Source organism: uncultured Clostridium sp. (genome assembly GCF_963515715.1).
Taxonomy (GTDB): domain Bacteria; phylum Bacillota; class Clostridia; order Clostridiales; family Clostridiaceae; genus Clostridium_AW.
This window is the reverse complement of sequence record NZ_CAUPZS010000001.1, coordinates 146,935-170,139: the sequence shown is the minus strand read 5'-3', so window position 1 is coordinate 170,139 and position 23,205 is coordinate 146,935. Positions and strand designations below refer to the sequence as shown.

Sequence of the window (23,205 nt, the reverse complement as noted above, 5' to 3'; positions counted from 1 at the left end):
AGAAAATAGGTCAATAAAAAACCGCTTAGCTATTTAATAGCCAGCGGTAAAATGTTTTTATATTAATCTTGTTTAAATATTACAGTCAGAAGCATTTTAAACCTTTCAGTTGCTAAAAGAGCATGAGGCACTTGTGAAGGCATTACAATAACTTCTCCCTTTTTCACATTGAATATTTCATCTCCAATAGTTATTTGAGCTTCTCCATCTAGAATGTACACCATAGCATCTCCAGAAGAAGAATGAGAACTTATTTCCTCATTTTTGTCAAAGGCAAATAAAGTAACACTAGAGGCTTTTCCTTGAGATAAAGTTCTACTTATTACCTTACCTTCTCCGTATTCAACTAAATCCTCCATATTAAAAGCTTTAGAGAACTCTATATTTTTAATTAAATTATTATTCATAAAATCACCCTCCAACATTTCCTATAACTAGAGTATAATACATCTTAATCTATAATTCGGTAACTTACGATACGGAATTAATTTATTTATATAATTCTCTATAATGATTTACTTAATTCTTGAAATAAAAAATCAGCAATACTAATAGTATTACCGATTTTTATTTAAAACTATCTTACAATTCCATACACAAGAGGAATATTGCTCGAAAATTCAGGATTTATTTCATAATTATCTAATATATGTCTTACAGCTTCTTCACCTTTTTCTTTATTATTAGAATGAACGTATGCTAATACATCACCTTTACGAACTTTTTCTCCTCTTTTTTTATTTAAAACTATGCCAACAGATAAGTCAATTACATCTTCCTTGGTAGCCCTACCTGCTCCTAATTCAGCTGCAACTATTCCCATTTTTTCAGCATGTATTTTTCTTATAAATCCATCTTTATCTGCTTTAACAGGAATGATGAACTCAGCTTTAGCTAGTTTTTCAGTATCATCTATAACACTTTCATCTCCACCTTGAGCCTTTACAAATTCTTTAAGTTTTTCTAGAGCTCTGCCACTCTTTACAGTCTCTATTAACATAGTTCTAGCCTCTTTATCGTCTTTAGCCTTTCCTGCTAGCACTACCATATGAGATCCTAAGGTTAAAGAAAGTTCATATAAATCCTCCGGTCCTTCTCCTTTTAAAGTATCTATAGCTTCCTTTACCTCAAGGGCATTTCCTATCGCAAGTCCTAGTGGTTGATCCATATCTGAAATTACAGCTACAGTATTTCTTCCTACACTCTTTCCTATAGCCACCATTTCCTCTGCTAATTCAAAAGCGGCCTCCTTGTTTTTCATAAAAGCCCCTTCTCCCACTTTAACATCTAATACTATGGAATCTGCTCCTGAAGCTATTTTTTTACTCATTATACTTGAAGCTATTAAACTTATGTTGTCAACGGTAGCTGTTACATCTCTCAATGCATAAATCTTTTTATCAGCAGGTGCTAAATTTCCCGTTTGCCCTCCTACTACTAGTTTTATTTTGTTTACATTCTCTATAAAGTCTTTTTCTGACATTTCTACAGAAAAACCCTTAAAGGCTTCTAGTTTATCTATGGTTCCTCCAGTATGCCCAAGACCCCTACCAGACATCTTAGCTACAGGAATACCTAATGCTGCTACCATAGGGCCTAAAATTAAAGTAGTAGTATCACCTACACCACCTGTACTATGCTTATCCACTTTAACTCCATTTATAGGAGATAAATCTAATACATCCCCTGAGTGAGCCATGGCCATAGTTAAATCAGCGGTCTCTCTTTTATTCATTTTTTGAAAATAAATAGCCATAAGTAAAGCGGAGGCTTGGTAATCTGGTATATTACCATTAGTATAGTTTTCTATAAAATATTTAATTTCCTCGCTGCTAAGTTCTTCACCATTTCTTTTCTTTAAAATTAGATCATACATTCTCATATTAATCACCTCTTAGTTACATTTTCTCTATAGTCTCTTTCACTAATGCAACAAATTTAACCTTAGCTTTATTCGCCGTTTCTACAACTTTTGAATGGTCTAATGGTTCTAAATTATCAGCTAGGGCCATATCTGTAATACAGGATATGCCTAAAACCTTTATTCCCATGTGATTTGCAACTATAACTTCTGGAATAGTTGACATTCCTACCGCATCCCCACCTAAAAGTCTTAACATTCTAAGTTCCGCTGATGTTTCATAATTAGGTCCTGATATTGCTACGTAAACTCCCTGTTGCACTTTTATATGTAAATCTCTTGCACACTCTTTAACTAAATTTATATAATCTTTGCAGTAGGCATTTGACATATCAGGAAATCTCGCTCCTAATTCTTCGTAATTTCTGCCTATAAGAGGATTATCTCCTATGAGATTAATATGATCTGTTATAATCATTAAGTCCCCTGGCTCAAAGCTAGGATTCATTCCTCCTGCCGCGTTGGATACTATCATATTCTTTATACCTAACGCATTCATCACCCTTACTGGAAAGGTTACATCTTCCATACAATAGCCTTCATAATAATGAAACCTTCCATTTAAAGCTAATACCTTCTTCCCCATTAAATCTCCTATTATGAGTTCTCCAGCATGCCCAACTACTGTAGATGCGGGAAATCCAGGTACATCTTCATATTTCATAGTTTTTTTATTTTCAATTTCTTCAGCTAAGCTTCCAAGTCCAGTACCTAAAATAATACCAATATCTATGGGAGAATCCTCAATTGATTTTATGTATTTCTTTGCTTTATTTATCTTATCCAATAAGTTCATAGCTACCTTCCTTTCACTATATGCTCTTTATAATTTCTCTTACTAGCGATGTAAAGGTACTTTTCACTCTGTTTGAAGTTTCAATAACTTCCGAATGACAAAGAGGTTGATCTAAAATCCCTGCTGCCATATTTGTTATGCAAGATATTCCTAATGTTTTAAGTCCACAATGTTTAGCCACAAGAATATCTGGTACAGTAGACATTCCTACAGCATCTCCACCTAAAATTCTTACCATTCTAACCTCAGCAGGTGTTTCGTAAGTAGGTCCCGTCATCATAACATATACACCTTTTTTAAGATTTATATTTAATTTATTTCCAATGCTTTCAGTTAATTCTACTAAATCTTTATCATAGGCATTACTTACATCAGGAAATCTAGGCCCAATTTTTTCATCATTTTTTCCTATAAGAGGATTAGTAAAAGCAAAATTTATATGATCTGTAATTACCATTAAATCTCCAGGATTGAACTCCTTATTTACTCCTCCTGCCGCATTTGTTACAATTAATTTTTCAACTCCCATATACTTCATAATGTGAATTGGTAAAGCTAATATTTCCATTGGGTGTCCTTCATAAAAATGTATTCTACCTTGCATCATTACAACATCTTTACCTTCAAGTTTTCCGAAGACAAACTGTCCAGCATGACCTGCTACTGTTGATTTAGGCATATTTGGTATATCTTCATATTTTACGCAAACTTTTTCTTCTATCTCTTCTGCTAAGTCTCCTAATCCTGACCCTAATATAATACCAATTTTTGGCGTATTCTTAACTTTATTTTTTACAAATTCTACACTTTCCATTATCTTTTCTAAGTTCATGTTTTTATCCTCCCTTTTGTTATTTATTATGCTCTTGGATGAGTGTTTTTATATACCTCTGCAATTTTACTTTTTTTAGATATTGTTGAATATATTTGAGTAGTTGTCATATCACTGTGACCTAAAAGTTCTTGAACGGATTTTATATCTGCTCCATTTTGTAATAAATGAACTGCAAAAGAATGTCTTAATGTATAAGAATTTATTTCTTTTTTTATTCCAGATAACTTTGCATATTCTTTTACTATTTTCCAAAAGCCTTGTCTCGTCATTTTACTACTCTGTAAGTTTAAAAACAAGTAATCTAAATTATTTGAATTTATCGAAGCTCTTATATTCAAGTAGTCATTTAAGCAATTAACAGCATAAGAACCTATAGGAATTACCCTCTCCTTATTTTTACTTCCTTTACACTTAATATAACTTAATTTCAAATTAATATCAAATATGGTTATGTTCAGAAGTTCACTAACCTTTACACCTGTTGCATACATAACCTCTAACATTGCCTTATCTCGCAAACCCTTTTCAGTGCTAGTATCTGGAGAGCTTAACAACTTGTCTACTTCTTCTATTGTTAAGACTTTGGGAATATTTCTTGTAACTTTAGGAATTTCATAATTAGTTACTGGATTTTCATCAATTATACCTTCTCTTTTTAAAAATTTATAAAAACTCCTTATGGATACTATATTTCTTACAATAGAAGAATTAGCCCTCTTATTTTTTTTAAGTTCTTGCACGTAAGCCATTATTGTAATTTCATCCACTGCTGATAATTCTTCATTTCTATTATTAACAAATTCCTCGAATCTATTTACATCTCTTATATAAGCATCTAATGTATTTTTACTTAAATTTTTACTCAAAAGATTATTAGTATATTTATCTATTAATTTATCCATAAGCATTTCTCCCACTTGTAACAATTATTCTATAAATTAAACTATTCAACAAAAAATAAAAAATACCTTCACATTTTTAAAAATCCGTCAAAGATAATCAAATAATTGTATATGATCATTTTGTTCTTAATTATTATATTGTTAACTAAAATACTATTATCATATACTATATTTTTACTAAAATAATTATAAAATATATTATCTAAAACTGTTGGTAAAAAATCTCCAAAGAACAAAAGTATTGTGAAGGATTTTAATAAAAGTATTAAAAACTCTATAATATAATAATTATCCTTTTCCATATATTACCCCCCAATTCTTATACTATAAAAAATTTTAATATATTTGGAGTAATATAAGCTTCAAAGAAAAATCCTATAACCATAATAAAAATTAAAACTATGTAACATAAGGAATATGATACTATTCTACTAGCAAGTGCATCTCTATATCGTCTGTTCGTTCTTTCCTTTAAAAAATGAAGTGAAAATTCCATAGAAATTACTGATGAAATCACTATACATGGCAAGTAAAATAAATTTTGTGGTAAAATGCCCAACAAAGATATAGCAATCCCTTTACTACCTATACTATTTACTATAAAACTAATAGTAAATCCCAAAGTATATCCCTTCACTATATTCATTATTAGTATTAGCGGTACTCCAATTATGGTCATACCAAAAAACCAAATACATACCATGAAAGGTATATTATTGCTCATTGTTTGAAATAATACTGCCTTATAATCTACATTTTTATTTATTAAAAAATCAGTAAAACTACTTAAATAATTTGCAAGTTCACTTTTATAAACATCTCCCATATGCTTAACACTATACATGCCAGATAAAATTCCCAAAAAAATACAAGCTAAACTTATTATATAAAGTACATAGTTCTTGCCCATATGATTATTGATTCCATCAGTAATTTTTCTGGTTACCATATTTTTTCCCCCTTTGTTATCCATCTTTTTATAATTATGATTAATTCTATTAGTATATGATTAAATATTTTTTTGTTAAATAAAAATTATTCTATTTGCCAATAATATATACGAGGTGATTTTAATGAATAATATTAAAAACAAAAAAATATTAGCTTTATTACTAACAACAGTTTTAACTTCAGGTATGATAGCTTGTGGTACTATGGGTAATAGAAACACTGCCAAAAAACCAGTTACACCAGCACCAAGCAATCAAGTTATGCCTAAGGATGGTACCACAACACCACAGGATGGTACCACAACACCACCTGGTACTACAACGCCACCTGGTACTACAACACCATCTACAGGAAACACAGCCGAATTAACTCAAAGAGCTGATAAGATTGCAAAAGAATTGACAACTATAAAAGGGATCAGCAGCGCTAATGTTCTTATTTCTAATGAAAGAGCTTTAGTTGGAGTTAATATGGACAAAAATGTAGAGGGAAGTCTTACTGATAAATTAAAAACAGAAGTTGAAAACAAAGTTAAAAGTACTGACTCTAGAATTAAAACCGTTGCAGTTTCAGCAGATGTGGATATCGTTCAAAGAATTCAAAACATAGGGAAAGGAATAGGTGAAGGTAGACCTTTCTCTGAGTTTGGTACTGAGGTAGAGGAAATTTTCAGAAGAATTCTTCCTACTACTAAATAAAAGCAACATTAAATAAGGAAAAGAAAACTTTTTAGTTTTCTTTTCCTATTTAACAATAAACTTTGGAATTTTTCCGGTAACGGCTTTTACTAAATCTTCTGCTGCTGTCATTGCCATATTATATCTTGTAGTCTGTGTAGCAGAGCCTATATGAGGAACAACCACCACATTATCCATACTCAATAATGGATTATTTTTATCAACAGGTTCTTTTTCAAAAACATCTAGAGCTGCTCCTTTAATTAGCTTTTCTTTTAACGCCCTTATCAATCCTTCTTCGTTAACAGTTTGCCCTCTTGATATATTAATAAAAATAGCGCTTTTCTTCATCATTTTAAACTCTTCGTAATCAAGTAGATGATATGTTTTATCTGTTAATGGTGTTATTATTATTACATAATCGGAAACCTTTAATAATTCTTCCAATGAATAAAATTTTGCATTATATACCTCTTCAATATCTACTTTTCTACTTCTAGAAGTGTATACAATGTCCATATCAAATCCTAATTTGCATCTTTTAGCTATAACTCTACCTATTCTCCCCATTCCAATAATCCCCACAGTTTTATGATGAATATCCTCTCCAAATAGTTCTTTTCCTATAGCATTATTCCAGTTTCCTTCTTTTACATAATTATTTAGTTCAGCTATCCTTCTACCTGCACTAATCATTAGTCCAACAGCTAAATCAGCTACAGAATCATCTAAAACATATGGAGTATGAGTACCTATTATATTATGTTTTTTCATAATATCCATATCAAAGTTATTGTATCCAACAGAAACATTGCTGATTACTTTTACTTTTGGCCCATGGGCTAAAAATTCTTCATCGCTTTTTCCTCCTGTACCACTGTCTAATAATATTCCTTCTGCATCCTTTATCTCTTTTAGAAGCTCTTCTCGACTAATTGGATTTTCACCCTCCCATTTTCTATAATTACAATACTCACCAATGTAATCTTCTACTTTTCTTGGAACTGGCACTGCTATATATACCATAGGTTTCATAATATTACCTCCTCTTTTAAAATATGGTGGCATATTTTAACATTATATAATTAATAAACCTAAAAGTAAATTAATTACCTTTAGGTTTATTCACTATTTAAAATCTATAATTTCTTCTTTTGAAGTATATATTTTTCTACTAATTTTTGAGTTCGTAGAAATTATTTTCCCTCTCCTTATTGAATATAATACTGGTTCTTGAAGTCTTATGGTATTGAATTCATCTTCTTGTGAAAAAATAATTAGGTTGGCTTCTTTACCTTCTTCTATTCCATATTTATCTTCAATATTCAAGGTCTTTGCACTATTCATGGTGATTAAATCCATTGAATTTTTAATTTCATCATATCCCATAAGTTGGCATACATGAAGCCCTAAAAATAAAACTTGAAGCATGTTCCCATTTCCCAATGGATACCAAGGATCCATTATATCATCATGACCAAAACATACATTGATTCCATTTTCTAAGAATTCCTTCACTCTAGTAATTCCTCTTCTTTTTGGGTAGGTATCAAATCTTCCCTGAAGATGGGTATTTACTAATGGATTAGCTACAAAATTTATGTTTGACATCTTAAGCAATCTAAATAGTTTATAGGTATAAGCATTGTTATAGGAATGCATTGCAGTGGTATGACTGGCTGTAACTTTTTCACCTATACCATATTCATATGCTCTAGTTGCTAATACTTCAATAAATCTTGACTGCTCATCATCAATTTCATCACAATGAACATCAATCAATTTTCCATACTTTATAGCCAACTTAAATATTTCGTCAATAGACTGCACCCCATATTCCCTTGTAAATTCAAAATGAGGTATCGCTCCTATAACATCCGCTCCCATTTTTATGGCTTCTTCTAATAACTCCACTCCATTTGGATAAGATAGTATACCCTCTTGAGGAAATGCTACAATCTGAAGGTCAACCCATTCTTTCATATCCTCTTTTACTTCTAGCATTGCTTTTAGTGCAGTCAGCTCTGGATCAGTAACATCTACATGAGTTCTAACAAACTGTATTCCATTAGAAATTTGCCATTTTAAAGCCTTTTTAGCTCTATTTTTTACATCCTCTTTAGTTAAAAGTTCTTTTCTTTCAGCCCAACATTGTATTCCTTCGAAAAGAGTTCCACTTATGTTCCAACGTGGCTCTCCCGCAGTTAATGTAGCATCCAAATGCACGTGTGGTTCTATGAAAGGTGGAAGGACAAGCCCTCCCTTTCCATCAATTATCTCTCCCTCTTCCTCTTCCCCTATTATATTTTGAGAAATGGATTTAATTTTATCCTCTTTTATTAATATATTATACAATCCTTCTTTATTTCTAATCCTTACATTTTTAATTAACATATTTACCTCCTCTATAACTATGCAGCAATCTTTTCTTCTTTTTCCTCATTTTTAGTATTAGTTACTTTGTTAATAAGTACAAAGGATGATGCTCCTCCTATAACTCCATATAATGGTGCTATTCCTGGTATATATTTTGCCGCTAAGGTTCCTATTGCCCAGCTTACTATTGCTACCCAATTGACATTTTTAAATTCAGTGTTTTCTATATGAGAATATCTTTTTTTGTTTATTATAAAAAAGTCTGCAATTATTATTCCACCTATAGCTGGAATAGCTGAACTTAAAAATGTTAGCCACCCTACAAAGTTATTATATAACCACAATGAAAACACAGTTCCAACTAAACCATTAAATATAACTAGTTTATTTTTTGGTAACTTAGTTATATTAGAAAATCCCAATCCTGAAGAGTATATTGCATTATCATTTGTCGTCCAAATATTTAATCCTAATACTATAATTGCTGGTATTATAAGCCCTTGTAAAAACATAACTTCAGATATATCTGATTTACCTGTAGCAGCAGCTCCCACTGCACCAAAGATAAACATCAAAGAATTACCTAAAAAAAATGCTAATACAGTAGTAGACACTCCAATTTTTTTAGTTTTTGCAAATCTAGTAAAATCAGGAGTTAAACTTCCACCACTTATGAAAGATCCAACACACATAGTTAAAGCTGTAGTAAATGCTAATGTTTCCTTTGGCTGATAACTTATAAATGCTGAAAAGCCACCTATAGCATTTGTAGCTGTTATAGCTGAATAACTTCCTAAGATTACAATAGCAGGAACTGCTACTGCACTTAGTATAGTTAAAGTTTTCATTCCAAAATATGCGCTAGAAGTCATTAAAACACCAGATATTATAACTAAAAGATAAGGATTTATACCAGTTACTTTTTCTACTGGAAGCGCAAACATTGCAACTCCTACACCGAACCATCCTATTTGTGTAGCACCTAAAAGAAAAGATACTAAATATGAACCTTTCTCTCCAAAAGAATACTTAGAAAGAAGATGAGTTGAAAGACCTGTTTCGCAAGATATATACGCTAAAGCCCCTGTGTAAGCTCCTAAAATTAAATTACCACATAATACAGCTAATAAAAATTTTTTCAATGTAAGACCGGTTCCCAGTGCACCTCCTGTTAACATGCTTGCAGAGAAAAATGTAAATCCTAGCATAACCACAAGCATTGATAAAAAACCTCTTTTATCACTTTCTGAAACTGCAGTAAGAGAAAAATCGTGATCTTTTTTTGAATTTGTACTCATTTATTATTCCTCCATTCATATAATGTGGAACAACTAGCACAACAAAAAAGACTTTTGTCTTGTAACCGACAAAAGTCCATAAATACCCAGTAAAAAGTATATACTTTTTCCACTTGATACCTTTGTCAGCCTCACTGGACTGCATTAAAAGTACTAGCTATTCAATTCTTTTCAGATTATCTCATAAAAGTTTATCAGTGTCAATATTAATTACAAACATCTATACAACTCTATTTTTTAATCTTAATTTATCAGCAACCATCGCTATAAATTCTGAATTAGTTGGTTTTCCTTTCCCATTGTGTATGGCGTAAGACTAGTAATATCAATGATTTCAACTTTTTAATATATTAAATATACCCTTGTATCAGTCGGTTTAAATATCACCTAATCAGTTGCCTGTAGGTATATAAAAAGTATATCAATATGATTTAGAAGAATCAACCAATTTTATAAATATTTTTCAGCACCAATTAAAAATTCTTACATTATTATATAGCAATATATAAAATGTTTCGTAAAGGTTTGAAAGTATTGATTAATATCTTAAAATTAAGAAAGGATCATAATGAAATGATCCAATTGAAAAAGTCATTTATAAGAGTTGATGTATGTAAAAGTTTAGATAAATATAATTTAGTTATCAAATAGATAAAGATAAACCCTGGGGTAATTTCAAGGTTTATTTTATTGGTAGCGGAAGTTTAGATATAAAGCTTGCATAACCACCTCATAACACCATTATGCGTAAACATTCCGGAATTGTTTAAAAATTCCTTTTATCTTCATGATAATCTAATTGGTAATTTATGTTGAAATAAAATAGGTTAGCTGTATTTAGCTAGCCTATTAAAATAAATCTAATTTTTGGCATATATTTCAGTTAACACGCCTTGTCTCAGTGATTTTCCATGTATGTCTTTTATATTATTATTAACAATTAATAAGTATGTTTCACCACATTTTATAGTAGTTTTAGGCTTTAATTTAACTGTCTTATCATCCAAGAACTCATATGACAGATTTATCTTCTCTAATGTATCTTTGTTAACTAACTCAAAGCTGTCATCATTAACTGTACTCTTATCCAATGGTGCTGAAAACTTAATTATTATCTCATTGTCAGTACTACTTTTATTTAAGCTATTATATTTTTTATAGCTATTATATTTTTTTCTCTTCTTTTTAAAAGATTAAATAGTTTTAATGTAATAACAACTAGAGCAATCCAGTTAAGTCATGGATTAAGAATTATTGGATTGAGGAAGTATACATATTTTACTCTTTGTGTTTTTTATATTCCTATTGGATATATTAAGTACAAAAGGGGTGTAAATATGTTCAAAAAATTTAATGTGTGTTTTTTTATGTTTCTATCATTATTAACATATAATTTTCAAAATGTCTATGCAACTGACCGAGTTGTACTTTTAAGCATACCATCAGATGTGTGGTACCAAAGAATTTACTTAATAGCGGATAAATTAAGTTGGATAGATTATAGGAATTTTACCGTTCAAATTGGCGATATGGGTGAATACGTTTATAATTTCCCTAGTTGGTATCATGGAAAATATAAACCTGGATTATATAAAGAAGATATAAACAATGACACGCTAGAGGATATTATTATCGTGCTAAATAATGATGTTGCTGGTCCTGGAAAGCCTATTAAAGATATTCATATTCTAAATCAAATACACGACCCATATCGAAGATATGAAGAGGCTCCAGTTGAACCTATCGAATTCACTATTAAGTTCCATGTGAAAATAGAGAAGCATGATAACAACGTGACTATACTTACAGGGAAAAAGAAATATAACATCAACATTTCCAAGTATAATTACGATAATCCTCGTGAACCGCACGCTAGTATTGAGTCCATAGAATACTCTATAAAAGATGGAAAATTATTTGCGACTATTGGAGCTTATGTGATGAGAGATGATAGCGTTTACGGAGGCCTCTTTGGTCATTTTAATATTGAATACTTTTGGGACGAGGAAATGTATAAAGCAAAATCAATAGTGTTTAATGAACATTCTTCTTATTAAGCGATGTAAGGTTGAACTTACATCGTTTTTGAGTTATAAAGTCTAACTATCATAAATTACAATAGCTAGACTTTATCCTTATTAAGAGAACTAAAGGAATAATTATGGGTTCCTTTAAAAGTAATAAAATATTGATTTAACCAGATATCCATTTTATTTATTCTCTTTATTTCTTAAGTTCAAAATCTAAAATTTTTGACAACATGTCTATATCACCATTGAATACAAGGCTTAATAATCTATTTTCGTTTTCAAAAATCAGATAACAGGGTGGTTCGTTTTCAGGAATTAAAATATAGACTTCACTTACAGATGCATTCAAGTATTCACAGTTCACTTTAACAATGGGATCTAAAGGAATTTTAACCACATATCCATCGTCAGTAATGGGGTCGTTTTTATATAATCCTTTTATATTAGTAATCCAGCTTGTAATCATATTTTGAATTTCTGGATTTGATTGGACTACTTTCACAACTTTATCTTGCTCTGGGTCAAAAATTTGAACATATTTAAAATCTTCAGCATTAACATGTATTGGATTTATGAATATAAAGGAAAAGAATAATACAATTAATAATTTTTTAAACATATTAATCACCTCGTTATTAATATCTCCACAACGAATTACAATTATTTGTGATTAGTATGTTTAATTTGCAATCGAGTTATGTTGTAGCAAAATATATATTACAAAATATAATAATATAGACAGATGATGAAATGGTGAGAGTTTATTTTTTATATTTAGTGCTTATAGTAAAGCCTTAAAACTTTGAAAGATACTACAAAGCGAGATAGACACTACAAGATTAAGTTTTAATATATCATTATAGGTCTCTATAATAGAAATCACAAAATTGATAAAAGAAGGCATCCAAAAATGGATGTCTTTTTCTTATAAAAAGCAGTAACTGCAGCTTATTCTGCAGTTACATTTGCATATTTCATGAGGAGAATGTCACCATACTTCATTTGTTCTTATTAGTGTTGTGGATAAAACGGAGTATTGATAAGAGATAACTGTTTATCTTAGTAGAATTTTTAATCTCTATGATGAAGAGATATCAATGGTAGATTTCAATAGAATCTTACAATTGTTTCTAAGATAAATTTAAACAATTCATATAAATTAATATGCATAATACTATAATATTCACATGTAAGAAAGTGGTTACCATATTCTTGAAGGAAAGAGTTAAATGACGAACTAAAAAATTGAGATAGTATAAATACTATCTCAATCATGGGAAATGTAACTTTTAATATGTTCAAATTTTTCAATTTTAACTTTACCTCCCGAGCTTACTCTAAAAGTAATATTGTCAGTACCTACAGTGTTATGTGCACCAATGTATGGATTTACTTGCAGTTTAATGATGAAAAGCTCTGTACGATTACCATTAGGTCGTTCAACACTTAAAATATCGGTGTTCCAATTATCAAAATTATATGATTTACCATAGTAATCTTTTATTGCTTTACTGATATATGGCTCAAGAAATGCAAAAAAAATATCTTGATATAATTCTTCTCTTGAACCTTCAGGTGGTCTGTAAGTGTTGACCATAAATAATATTGGTTTATTATCTAACGCATATACAGCATTAAAAGAAAATATACTTATAGCTATCATTATTGAAATAACTATAACAAATATAGACTTTTTCAAGAAAATCACCTCCATAATTATTTCATTATTAGTTTATACTAATATTTTTCCTTTACTAGTTACTCTTAAATTAATTTTTTCTACTTTTATCAAAATATTAAATCTTTAATTTGCATTATTTACAAAATAAAAGAAGGTAGCCTAGTTTTCTAAGCTACCTTCTTTAGATTCCTTTAATAAATTAATCTTTTCTACACAAGCTATAATACAAGGAGTTGTTTATATGAAAAAAATAATTATTCCATCTGTATTAATACTATTATTAAGTTTTAGTTCAAAAAATGTTTATTCACATAATAATTTTTATCTCAATCAGCCTATGGATATCAATCAACAAGAACTATATGAAGGAAGTTTAAAGTCTCTTTTATATCCATATATCTTAGATGAAATAACTAAATATTATGGTCAACCTAAACAGTTTGAGGATATGGAAATACTAAACATCAAAAAAACACCTGATAAATTTGAGTATGAAATAACCATACAAGTTATAACCTTTACTGGACCACATAATCCCCCAAGAGGTAGAGAAACTGTAACTATATTAACAAATTCAATGGGGACTAAAGTTATTAACTTTAAACATGAACCAGAATAAATTATGTTTGTTGGCAAAGTCTTTCATTATTTTTCTTATTAATTACTAATCTAAAAATATTACTCCATTATTTGTTTCTATAAAATCACATAAAGCATTTGCAACTTTGTCTATTTGTTCATAATCTAAAATGTCTGGAATATCTGTAGGCTTATGAATTAATTCATTTATATTTTCTTGTACTATATAAATATTTGGTATTCCTCTATTTTCAAAACTTGCATGATCACTTGTTCCGAGTACCCCATTATCTGCGAAAATTATGTTATTCTTTTTAAAAGTAGTCTTTACCGCATCATATAATTTATTAGACACTTTGCTTTTATTCTTTAATGCAAGTTTACCTCCCTCTTTTGCACCTATAGAATCTATATTAACATTATACATACTATAATACATGTTATTAACTTGATCAACAAATGCCCTGCTTCCACTAAGTCCAGTTTCTTCTCCATTAAAAGCACAGAAAATTATGTCCATATCAAATGGTTTTTCCTTAGATTTTTCTTTTAATTCATGTGCTATTTTTATCAAGGCCGATACTCCAGAAGAATTATCTAATGCTCCTCTAATAATGTTACTATCTACATATCCTATATGATCAAAATGAGCCGATATTACTACTGCACTACCACTGTCTTTACCTTTTATAAATCCTACAACATTATTAACCATTTTTAGTTTATCATTATTTCGTTCCCCTCTATAAGTGCTGTTAACTTTCTGATAATATTTTTGATAATAACTACCATCAAAATAAGGATCTAGCCCTATATTTTTAAAAATTTTCTCAATATATTCTCCAGCTTTTTCATTTCCTTCTGAACCAATTAGTCTCCCTTGAAATTCATCTGCGCATAAGGTATTTACTATTTCTTTGGTCGATGGAACCATTTCAATAGATTGAATTTGTGCTGATTCTACTGATTGCCTATTATTTTTAGAAGATTCCCTACTATCTGAGCTAAACGAACAAGATGAAAGAGTTACAATTATAGCAAAGACAGTACCTAATCTTACTATACGCTTTATAATAATCACTCCTTACAGCTTTATATTTATAATTTCTTTCCACACTTTATACTTATATACAAATATTGTATGATTATTCTTAAGCTGCTAACGCTATATGAAATAATAATATTAATATTGATAAAATAAAAAAAGCCATGGACTAGGAATTAACCTAATCCATGGCTCTTTTTACTTATGCTTTTGGGACTTTAAGAACTATGTAACTTTCCGTTACAACCTGTCCGAATTTATTATATGCTTTAATTTTAAGCTTATACGTGGAATTTTTTGAGAAAGAATATCCTTCATTTCTCTTTGTTACTACTTTGCTAGTATTTTTAAATAACTTTGTATAATTATCATTAGGAGGCTTGATGTCAAAGGCCCAACTAGCTCTTTGGTCAGAATCTACCCAAGCAAATGCTCTTACAATGTCTTGGGAATAATCTCTTATTATAAGATTAATACCTGGCGCCCCATTCTTATAAGAGGAATATCCCCCGCCATCTAATCTGATATAAGACTTTATCTCCTTATTAGATAACACAGCTTTTTTAATCTCTTCTAGAGGGTGATTTGCTCCTGGACAATTAGAAGCTCCTACTTCCCTATGACCATATATTTTATCAATCCCATATTTATTACATAAATGTTTACATAAATCTATTACAGAATTTCTTTGCATTATAGGCATGGTTTCAGTCATGTAAGACCCTTCGGCACATATTCCTATGCTATTAGTATTAAATCCAGCCACATGAGCACCGACTGATGTTTCTGGTCTGCCTGTCCATATGCTTCCATCTTTTCTGACTAGATAATGATATCCACAACCGCTCCATCCATTATTTAAATGCCACCTATGAATATCTTCTATACTACACTTTGAAGCTTCTGCATGATGTAGTACAATTGATTTTGGATTATTTCCATAGGTTAAGCTTTTAAATTTTAGATTAGATTCGTTTATTTTCAATAGATTCACCTTCTTTTTTAATCTCTTTATTTTTCAATTGTTCTAAGATGTTCAATATTTTTTCTGGGAAAGGCACTCCACATTTAGCTACATTTTCAACAATACTTAATCCTTCATTTGCTATATAAAAATAAGCTACCGCGGTACGGAATACCCATGTTCCGTTACTTAACAATCTATCTAAAAGTACAGCAAGTATTATCACAAGTAATATTGTAAACTTCCTTAACAATCCATTAAAACCTTTGTTACTATTAAGCTCTTTATTAATAGCACCTGCTATAGTCCCCGTTATGTAATCCACTGCCATGAATGATACAAGAGCTATAAGAACAGTGTCCCAAAGCCCAAACGCATAGGTAAAGAATGTCCCTGCTCCAACAAATATACTATTAAATATTTCTTTCTTATCCATTTCAATCCTCCTTAAAAATAGGCAAAATAAAAAGACCTATATGGTCCATTATCTTGCCTTTAAAATATTTATTTAGTTTTATGTCGTAAAAATTATCTTATTTACAATTTTATCAATTTATACTGATAGACTCTTATTTATAGCCATTTGTAAATACTCATATCTATAAATGCTCACTATTGCAAACTAAAAAAGACACCTTATTAAATATCTTTTAGTTCTTATTATATTATTCCTAATTGTTTATTTACTTCTTTATTTGTTCTATTTGAAGCTTCTAATATTTTTCTATAAAGTAAATTACCAGTGTATCCTTGTTTTAAATATTTATTTTCATAATACTCAAATGGTAAATTAGAATTATTAATATCCAAATATGCCGCTAACTTTCTATCTTTCATTAATTTTCTAGCTTGCATTCTATATTTATTTCTTAATAAATAAGCCTCTATAGCTTGCTCTTTTATTGCTAATGATTTATCTATTTTATTGACAATGTTTTTATCATGGTAAATATACCATTCTCTTACTTTTAGATTACTTAGTTTTCCAATTAAATTTTCATATTCTTCAAAATTAATATCTGTTCTAACCTCTTAAACCCTTCTTTATTAATATTTGCATTATTTTTACAGTATAGACGATATATGAAAATTTGTCAATCTAAAATAAAAAATGCACCAGCTGGTTGAACTTTTTTAACTTGAAAACACCATACATTACGATGAACTTTCGCGTCGCAATTTAACTCGATTATGTTATACCTCTGGTGTATTATTCAATATTAGTTATATCATCTTTAGACATAATAAAAGCACCTACATAAGTAAGTGCTGATTTTATATTATCTGCTTAATATTTTATTTTTCTCTGCCATAAATTCCTCTTGTGTTAATATGCCATCATCTAATAAACCTTTTAATTTAATCAATTCATCTGCTGTAGATACTGTAGTAGTCCTACTCTCTTGCTGATCTTCTACTTCATTAGTAACTACTGAGAACATTGATAGTATCTCTTGAGCTGATGTGTATGCTGCTTTATATATAAATGAACTAGATTTAGTTTCTGTGTTTATTAGATTTATATAAACACTAGGATTGCTTGTTTGATTAACAGTTACTTTAATTCTTAAACTCTTAATTACTGTTTTAGTTTTTCTCTTGCCTGTGGTTCCTCCGACAATAGCTCCAACTCGGCCTAATAGGGCACCACCAACAATAGCTCTTCCAAGTCCACCTTTAGTTACACTATCACCATCCTCTAAAAGCTCATAGTCAATAACATCTATATTAGGTACTTCTAATTTGTTATTCCTGGAAGATGGAAATAATAAATTCGTGCTTAAATACCTATCTTTATAATCAATCCATCTTGTTAAAATTTTTTGCATAGTAACAGAATAAAAAACATATCTATCCCTTCTACCTTTAGCGATATCTGCACTTATAAAAATTGCTCTTTTATCTAACAATACGTCTTCTTCATTAAGAAATAATGTTTCTCCTATTCTCATTCCGGTATCCATTAATAGATGAAAGATACAATAATCTCTATGTCCATGAAACGTCGTTGTATCTATAGCTTTAATAAGCTTTCTAAAGTCTTCATCTGTAATATCTTCCTTTGGTCTTCTAGTAGCTTTAAACTGCCTTATTCTTGCTGTAGGGCTTATTTTAATGTACTTACTCTCCAAGCAGAAGTTAAAAAATACTTTTATGTTTCTAAGATAGTTGTTTATTGTCCCAATACTTACTTCTTTTCCAAAATCCGTACGGTTATGAGGTCTATTAATATCAGTTGTTTTTACATCTGTAACAAAAGAATATTTACCTCTTTCTTTAGTAAAATCTAAATACTCCTTTATATGTTTTTCTTCTACTTTTTCTACCTCACTAATGTTAAATTCTTCTTCTAGGTACTTAAAGAATAATTTTAATGTGCTTTCATAACTCATTAAGGTTTTTTTAGTTAGATCTTTATTTGTGCAATTAATCATAAATTCTTCTAAAGCATCATCTAAAGTCATTAAATTTTTTTTAATTCTAGGCAAAACAAAAGACACCTCCATATCAAAATTAGTTATTTCTGATACAAAAGTGTCCTTTTTAAATTTAATATATAAGTTGCTCTAAAAAGTTGTTAGTTGGTTTACTCGTATACTGTATACACAACCTAAACCCTTGATATCCCTCGCTTATACAACTCTATTTTTTAATCTTAATTTATCAGCAACCATTGCTATAAATTCAGAATTAGTTGGTTTTCCTTTTCCATTATGTATGGTGTAACCAAAAATTCTATTTATAGTATCCAATTGACCTCTTGACCAAGCTACTTCTATAGCATGTCTAATGGCTCTTTCTACACGGCTTGCTGTAGTGTTATACTTTTTAGCAATGGATGGATACAGTTCTTTAGTAACTGCTGATAATAGTTCCATATCATTTACAACCATAGTTATAGCTTCTCTAAGATACATGTACCCTTTAATATGTGCTGGAACCCCTATTTCATGTATTATATTAGTTATTTCCGCTTCTAAGTCTATTGGTTCATTTCTATTTACTCTTATATTAGCTGGTTCAGAAACAGGAACAGTTCTCTTTATTTCATCACTAGATATGGTATTGTTAAACATCTGTCTTATTCTTTTTGTAAATACATCCATATCAAAAGGTTTCACTACATAATAATCTGCGCCTAATGTTATTGCTCTTTGAGTTATTTTGTCTTGACCAACAGCAGATAAAACTATTATCCTAGGCATTGGATTTATATTCATACCATTTAGTCTTTCTAAAACGCCCAAACCATCTAAATGTGGCATGATTATATCTAATACTACTAAATCTGGTTTTTTCTCCTCTATTAGTTTTAAAGCTTCTATTCCGTCTTTTGCGACTCCTACAACAATTATATCTCTTTGATTGAGTAAGTAATCATTTAAAATATTACAAAACTCTTTGTTATCATCAGCTATTACTACAGTAATCTTTGAATGTTCCATAATTATACTCCCCTTTTCTAAATAAATTCCCATATCTTAGCAATTATAGAGTTCGACAAAGATTATAGAAAATCCTTCTAAAACATGGAAAAAATTTATAAAAATAAAAAATAATAGATAGCATTATGGCTATCTATTTATTTTTATTTCAATATATCAGAATCCTTTATCATCCACTCTATATATATTCCATATCCTGTATCTGGTTTATTTATCAATACATGCGTTACAGCGCCTACTAGTTTATCATTTTGTATTATAGGACTTCCGCTCATACCTTGAACTATGCCACCTGTTTTTTCTAACAATTCCTTATCAGTTACTTTAATTATCATGCTTTTGGGCCCCATAGTACTTTGAGGTAATAGTTTTTCTATGACTATATTATACAATTTAGGTTGCTTACCGTCAATCGTTGTTAATATTTGGGCTGGCCCTTCTTTGATTTCATCTCTTAGAGCAATCTTCATCTTTTTACTATATTTATTTTTTAAAGACATATTGCTAACTCCGAATATACCACATTCTGTGTTCTTTTTTATTTCACCTAAAACTACATCTTCATCAATAAATATACCTTTTAATTCACCAGGAGTACCTTTTACTCCTTTTCTTACAGAAATTATTGAAGAATTAACTATTTCTCCTGAATTTATATTTAACATAGTTCCTGTATCCGCATCCGTTATTGGGTGTCCTAAGGCTGCAAATATATCTGTCTTATCATCATAGAAAGTTAAAGTTCCTACTCCCGCTGTAGAATCTCTTATCCATAAACCTATTTTATAATTTCCATCTTTTGTTTTTACAGGAGCAATATTTTTAGTTAAAGTATTTCCTCTTCTCTCCAATGTAACTACCATAGTTTTTCCTTCACAACCATTGATTAATGAACTTGCTTTTTCAGAGTTTGTTATTTCCTCATTATTAATTTTAATTATACTATCTCCAATTTCAATACCACCCACAGCTGCAGGGCTATTTACCTTGCCAGTAGATGTTTCCAAATCGGATAATGCCACAACTAAAACTCCCTTTGTATTTAGTTTAACTCCTACTGGCTGCCCTCCAGGATATACAGATAATTCTTTAGGTACAGATTTTAATGAAACTGATTTAATCTTTAGTAATCCTAAAATACTTACATCTATATTTCTATCCTTTGTTTCAAATCCTTGCGAGGCTTTTATGCTTTTATCTTCTACTAGTCTTATTATATTATTAGATTTTAGCATTTCACCCTCTCTAATAAACATAGTAGTTGGTATTCTAAAAGCTTTATAATAAGCACATAAAGATATTAACAGGACGGATATTATTAAACTATTAATAAATTTATATTTTACCTTTTTTTTCATTATTGCACCTCCTGTTTCTATTAAATGTTCATAATTAAGTTGCCCTTTTAGAGTTCTTATTATGCTATAATTTCAATGCATAAATGGCATTAGTTACCTTAATACTCTCATTTTATAAATCAAAAAATAAAAAAGATTACAATAACATTTAGTATTGTAACCTTTTTATTTTAAATTATATCTGATTTTTTTTACTGTCCGCTAATTTCACCATTTCTTCTGCATTCTTCAATGTCAGTTCAGTTACTTGGCTACCTCCAATCATTCTAGCTATCTCTTCTCTTTTTTCTTCTATAGATAATTTTTCGATTAGAGTATATGTTTTATTTTCTATAATTTTTTTACTAACCAAATAATGATGATCTGATATACAAGCAATTTGAGGTAAATGCGTCACACAAAACACTTGATGCTTTGTTGAGATTGAGTACATTTTTTCTCCAACACTTTGAGCAACTCTTCCACTTATTCCCGTATCTATTTCATCAAAAATTACTGATGGAATTTCATCTTTTCCCACAAATATACTTTTTAAGGCTAACATAATTCTAGCTAATTCTCCTCCTGAAACAATCTTTTCCAAAGGTTTTTCCGGTTCTCCAGGATTCGTGGAAATTAAAAATTGAACTTTGTCCATTCCATTTTCGCTAAAATAATCCCTTAATTCTATCCCTACTTTAAAATTACTTTTTTCAAGACCTATATAAATTAACTGATTTTTTACATCCTTTTCTAGCAATCTAGCCTTTTCTTTCCTTATATTGTGGATTTCATTACCATATATTTTTAGTTTTTCAATAATTTTTTCTTTTTTTTCATTTAATTCTTCTATTATTTGTCCACTATTTACTAGCTCATCATATTCTAATTTTATCTTATCTTTATAGCTTAATATCTCTTTAATATCATTTCCATATTTCTTCTTCAATATTCCAATTTGATATAATCTGCTATTTATATTATTGAGTTCTTCCTCATCATAATAAATTGAATCTTTAATGTCTCTTATATTATGTACTTTTTCTTCAATATTATAATAAACTTCTTCCAGTCCTTGAGATATTTCTTTTATTTTTTCCATGTGCATTTCTACACTTTTTAAATCTCTTGTTATATAGTTAATAGTATCTAAAATAGAACTATTTTCTCCCATTCCATTGTATAAAATTTCATATGTATAATTTAATATTTTATTTATTTTTTCAGCATTTGAAAGAATTTTAAATCTTTCTTCTAACTCTCTCTCTTCATCAACTTTTAATTTAGCATTCTCTATTTCTTCTATTTGGTATTTTAAAAAATCTATTAACTTCTCTCTGTCTCCGTCTTTTCCTGAAAGCTCTTTTATTTTATCTTCTATTACTTTCAATTCATCATAAATACTTCTATATTTATACATTGAATTATTTAAATCTTCTCCTGCAAAAGCATCTAAATAATTAATATGATTTATAGAATCTAATAAATTTTGATTTTCATGTTGGCCATGAATATCTAATAGAGTTTGAGTTATAAGCTTTACATTAGTAAGCAATATGGATCTTCCATTTACTTTTGTAATACTTTTACCTGTTTGAAATGTTTCTCTACTTATGATTATCCAATCTTCATAATCGATACCTTGCTTTACAAGCTCACTTTTAGTCTTTTCATTGCTTAAAGTAAATATAGCTTCAACGAAAGTTTTATCTTTTCCAGTTCTTATTAAATCCTTATTAAACTTTCCCCCTAATACATAATTTATAGCATCAATTAAAATAGATTTACCTGCCCCAGTTTCACCCGTTAATACATTAAATCCCTTATCAAAAGAAATACTTAAATCTTCAATTAAGGCAAAGTTCTTAATATTTAACTGAAGAAGCACATTTTTACCTCCTATTCTTTAATCATTTTTTTCATCCTTTGAGTTATTGTTATGGCCTGCTCTGGAGTCCTAGCCATAACAAATATATTATTATCCCCTGCTATTGTGCCCGCAATTCCTTCGAATCTTAAAGAATCTATAGCTTCTGCCGCTGCTGAAGCAGATCCTGATAATGTTTTTATAACTACAAAATTTGATACATTCTCTACGCTAACTACAGAATGAGTAAATATACTAACTAATTTATCCGATAAATAGTTTTCTGTATGACTAATTGTAGCATATTTATAATTTCCATTAGAGGATAATACTTTTATTAACTTTAATTCTTTTATATCTCTAGATACAGTAGCTTGAGTAACATTCATTCCAGATTTTCTTAATTCATCTGCCAATTCTTCTTGTGTTTCAATATCCTTAGTAGCTATTAACTCCAGTATTTTAGCATGACGAGTTACTTTCAAAATATATCACCTACT

At 29.5% G+C, this 23,205-nt stretch carries 24 protein-coding genes and 2 pseudogenes; 3 read left to right on the top strand and 23 right to left on the bottom strand.

The window, feature by feature from the left end; genetic code table 11:
• Positions 1 to 62: 62 nt before the first annotated feature.
• The 7 genes from RYO54_RS01020 to spoIIM all read right to left on the bottom strand — a co-directional run bounded on the left by RYO54_RS01020 (position 63) and on the right by spoIIM (position 5,403).
• Positions 63 to 407, bottom strand: a complete 345-nt coding sequence (locus RYO54_RS01020; RefSeq protein ID WP_315114657.1) for a cupin domain-containing protein — start codon at positions 405 to 407, stop codon at positions 63 to 65.
• Between the two features lie 170 nt (positions 408 to 577).
• Positions 578 to 1,882 (bottom strand): pyrimidine-nucleoside phosphorylase, encoded by a 1,305-nt coding sequence (locus tag RYO54_RS01015; RefSeq protein WP_315114655.1) that lies wholly within the window; start codon positions 1,880 to 1,882, stop codon positions 578 to 580.
• Between the two features lie 16 nt (positions 1,883 to 1,898).
• On the bottom strand, positions 1,899 to 2,717 hold the full coding sequence (locus RYO54_RS01010; RefSeq protein ID WP_315114654.1) for a purine-nucleoside phosphorylase: 819 nt from the start codon (positions 2,715 to 2,717) through the stop codon (positions 1,899 to 1,901).
• A 16-nt stretch (positions 2,718 to 2,733) separates the two neighbouring features.
• Positions 2,734 to 3,549: a purine-nucleoside phosphorylase gene (locus tag RYO54_RS01005; RefSeq protein ID WP_315114653.1), complete on the bottom strand. Its 816-nt coding sequence runs from the start codon at positions 3,547 to 3,549 to the stop codon at positions 2,734 to 2,736.
• 26 nt (positions 3,550 to 3,575) lie between these two features.
• The gene (gene xerD / locus RYO54_RS01000) at positions 3,576 to 4,454 is read right to left on the bottom strand and encodes a site-specific tyrosine recombinase XerD (RefSeq protein WP_315114652.1); all 879 of its coding nucleotides are present in this window, start codon (positions 4,452 to 4,454) and stop codon (positions 3,576 to 3,578) included.
• Between the two features lie 68 nt (positions 4,455 to 4,522).
• The gene (locus tag RYO54_RS00995) at positions 4,523 to 4,756 is read right to left on the bottom strand and encodes an endonuclease III (protein ID WP_315114650.1); all 234 of its coding nucleotides are present in this window, start codon (positions 4,754 to 4,756) and stop codon (positions 4,523 to 4,525) included.
• Between the two features lie 17 nt (positions 4,757 to 4,773).
• The gene (gene spoIIM / locus RYO54_RS00990) at positions 4,774 to 5,403 is read right to left on the bottom strand and encodes a stage II sporulation protein M (protein WP_315114649.1); all 630 of its coding nucleotides are present in this window, start codon (positions 5,401 to 5,403) and stop codon (positions 4,774 to 4,776) included.
• A 124-nt stretch (positions 5,404 to 5,527) separates the two neighbouring features.
• On the opposite strand from spoIIM, the gene RYO54_RS00985 reads away from it, so the two are divergent.
• Positions 5,528 to 6,103, top strand: coding sequence for a YhcN/YlaJ family sporulation lipoprotein (locus RYO54_RS00985; protein WP_315114647.1), 576 nt, complete (start codon positions 5,528 to 5,530; stop codon positions 6,101 to 6,103).
• Positions 6,104 to 6,148: 45 nt separating this feature from the next.
• Here RYO54_RS00985 and RYO54_RS00980 read toward each other — a convergent pair whose 3' ends face one another.
• The 5 genes and pseudogenes from RYO54_RS00980 to RYO54_RS00960 form a co-directional block, all read right to left on the bottom strand.
• Positions 6,149 to 7,117: a D-glycerate dehydrogenase gene (locus RYO54_RS00980; RefSeq protein ID WP_315114645.1), complete on the bottom strand. Its 969-nt coding sequence runs from the start codon at positions 7,115 to 7,117 to the stop codon at positions 6,149 to 6,151.
• 93 nt (positions 7,118 to 7,210) lie between these two features.
• Entirely contained in the window at positions 7,211 to 8,476 is a 1,266-nt protein-coding gene (gene codA, locus RYO54_RS00975) for a cytosine deaminase (protein ID WP_315114643.1), read from the bottom strand.
• A gap of 17 nt (positions 8,477 to 8,493) precedes the next feature.
• Complete coding sequence (codB, locus tag RYO54_RS00970) at positions 8,494 to 9,756, bottom strand: cytosine permease (RefSeq protein WP_315114641.1); 1,263 nt, start codon at positions 9,754 to 9,756, stop codon at positions 8,494 to 8,496.
• A 220-nt stretch (positions 9,757 to 9,976) separates the two neighbouring features.
• Positions 9,977 to 10,069: pseudogene (locus RYO54_RS00965) on the bottom strand (sporulation initiation factor Spo0A C-terminal domain-containing protein); the annotation flags it as partial.
• Between the two features lie 547 nt (positions 10,070 to 10,616).
• Positions 10,617 to 10,877, bottom strand: a pseudogene (locus RYO54_RS00960) (Ig-like domain-containing protein); the annotation flags it as partial.
• Positions 10,878 to 11,093: 216 nt separating this feature from the next.
• Here RYO54_RS00960 and RYO54_RS00955 point away from each other — a divergent pair.
• Positions 11,094 to 11,813 (top strand): hypothetical protein, encoded by a 720-nt coding sequence (locus tag RYO54_RS00955; RefSeq protein ID WP_315114639.1) that lies wholly within the window; start codon positions 11,094 to 11,096, stop codon positions 11,811 to 11,813.
• 166 nt (positions 11,814 to 11,979) lie between these two features.
• On the opposite strand, the gene RYO54_RS00950 is transcribed toward RYO54_RS00955, so the two are convergent.
• Together RYO54_RS00950 and RYO54_RS00945 are read right to left on the bottom strand one after the other, a co-directional pair.
• Positions 11,980 to 12,405: a hypothetical protein gene (locus RYO54_RS00950; RefSeq protein ID WP_315114638.1), complete on the bottom strand. Its 426-nt coding sequence runs from the start codon at positions 12,403 to 12,405 to the stop codon at positions 11,980 to 11,982.
• Between the two features lie 648 nt (positions 12,406 to 13,053).
• The gene (locus RYO54_RS00945) at positions 13,054 to 13,485 is read right to left on the bottom strand and encodes a DUF3888 domain-containing protein (protein WP_315114637.1); all 432 of its coding nucleotides are present in this window, start codon (positions 13,483 to 13,485) and stop codon (positions 13,054 to 13,056) included.
• Between the two features lie 223 nt (positions 13,486 to 13,708).
• Here RYO54_RS00945 and RYO54_RS00940 point away from each other — a divergent pair, with 223 nt between their 5' ends.
• Positions 13,709 to 14,086: a DUF3888 domain-containing protein gene (locus tag RYO54_RS00940; RefSeq protein WP_315114635.1), complete on the top strand. Its 378-nt coding sequence runs from the start codon at positions 13,709 to 13,711 to the stop codon at positions 14,084 to 14,086.
• Positions 14,087 to 14,131: 45 nt separating this feature from the next.
• Here RYO54_RS00940 and RYO54_RS00935 read toward each other — a convergent pair whose 3' ends face one another.
• The 9 genes from RYO54_RS00935 to RYO54_RS00895 all read right to left on the bottom strand — a co-directional run bounded on the left by RYO54_RS00935 (position 14,132) and on the right by RYO54_RS00895 (position 23,190).
• Complete coding sequence (locus RYO54_RS00935; protein WP_315114633.1) at positions 14,132 to 15,127, bottom strand: M20/M25/M40 family metallo-hydrolase; 996 nt, start codon at positions 15,125 to 15,127, stop codon at positions 14,132 to 14,134.
• A gap of 166 nt (positions 15,128 to 15,293) precedes the next feature.
• Entirely contained in the window at positions 15,294 to 16,076 is a 783-nt protein-coding gene (locus tag RYO54_RS00930; protein ID WP_315114631.1) for a peptidoglycan recognition family protein, read from the bottom strand.
• A complete protein-coding gene (locus RYO54_RS00925; RefSeq protein ID WP_315114630.1) occupies positions 16,057 to 16,491 on the bottom strand; it encodes a phage holin family protein in 435 nt (144 codons plus the stop codon). Before RYO54_RS00925 ends, RYO54_RS00930 begins: the two co-directional genes overlap by 20 nt.
• A 224-nt stretch (positions 16,492 to 16,715) precedes the next feature.
• Positions 16,716 to 16,910: a hypothetical protein gene (locus RYO54_RS00920; protein ID WP_315114629.1), complete on the bottom strand. Its 195-nt coding sequence runs from the start codon at positions 16,908 to 16,910 to the stop codon at positions 16,716 to 16,718.
• 425 nt (positions 16,911 to 17,335) lie between these two features.
• A complete protein-coding gene (locus RYO54_RS00915; RefSeq protein WP_315114628.1) occupies positions 17,336 to 18,544 on the bottom strand; it encodes a tyrosine-type recombinase/integrase in 1,209 nt (402 codons plus the stop codon).
• 144 nt (positions 18,545 to 18,688) lie between these two features.
• Positions 18,689 to 19,501, bottom strand: coding sequence for a sporulation transcription factor Spo0A (gene spo0A, locus RYO54_RS00910; RefSeq protein ID WP_315114627.1), 813 nt, complete (start codon positions 19,499 to 19,501; stop codon positions 18,689 to 18,691).
• A 143-nt stretch (positions 19,502 to 19,644) separates the two neighbouring features.
• Positions 19,645 to 20,859: a SpoIVB peptidase gene (gene spoIVB / locus RYO54_RS00905; protein ID WP_315114626.1), complete on the bottom strand. Its 1,215-nt coding sequence runs from the start codon at positions 20,857 to 20,859 to the stop codon at positions 19,645 to 19,647.
• A gap of 175 nt (positions 20,860 to 21,034) precedes the next feature.
• Entirely contained in the window at positions 21,035 to 22,726 is a 1,692-nt protein-coding gene (gene recN, locus RYO54_RS00900) for a DNA repair protein RecN (RefSeq protein ID WP_315114625.1), read from the bottom strand.
• An 11-nt stretch (positions 22,727 to 22,737) separates the two neighbouring features.
• On the bottom strand, positions 22,738 to 23,190 hold the full coding sequence (locus tag RYO54_RS00895; protein ID WP_315114624.1) for an arginine repressor: 453 nt from the start codon (positions 23,188 to 23,190) through the stop codon (positions 22,738 to 22,740).
• Between the last annotated feature and the right edge of the window lie 15 nt (positions 23,191 to 23,205).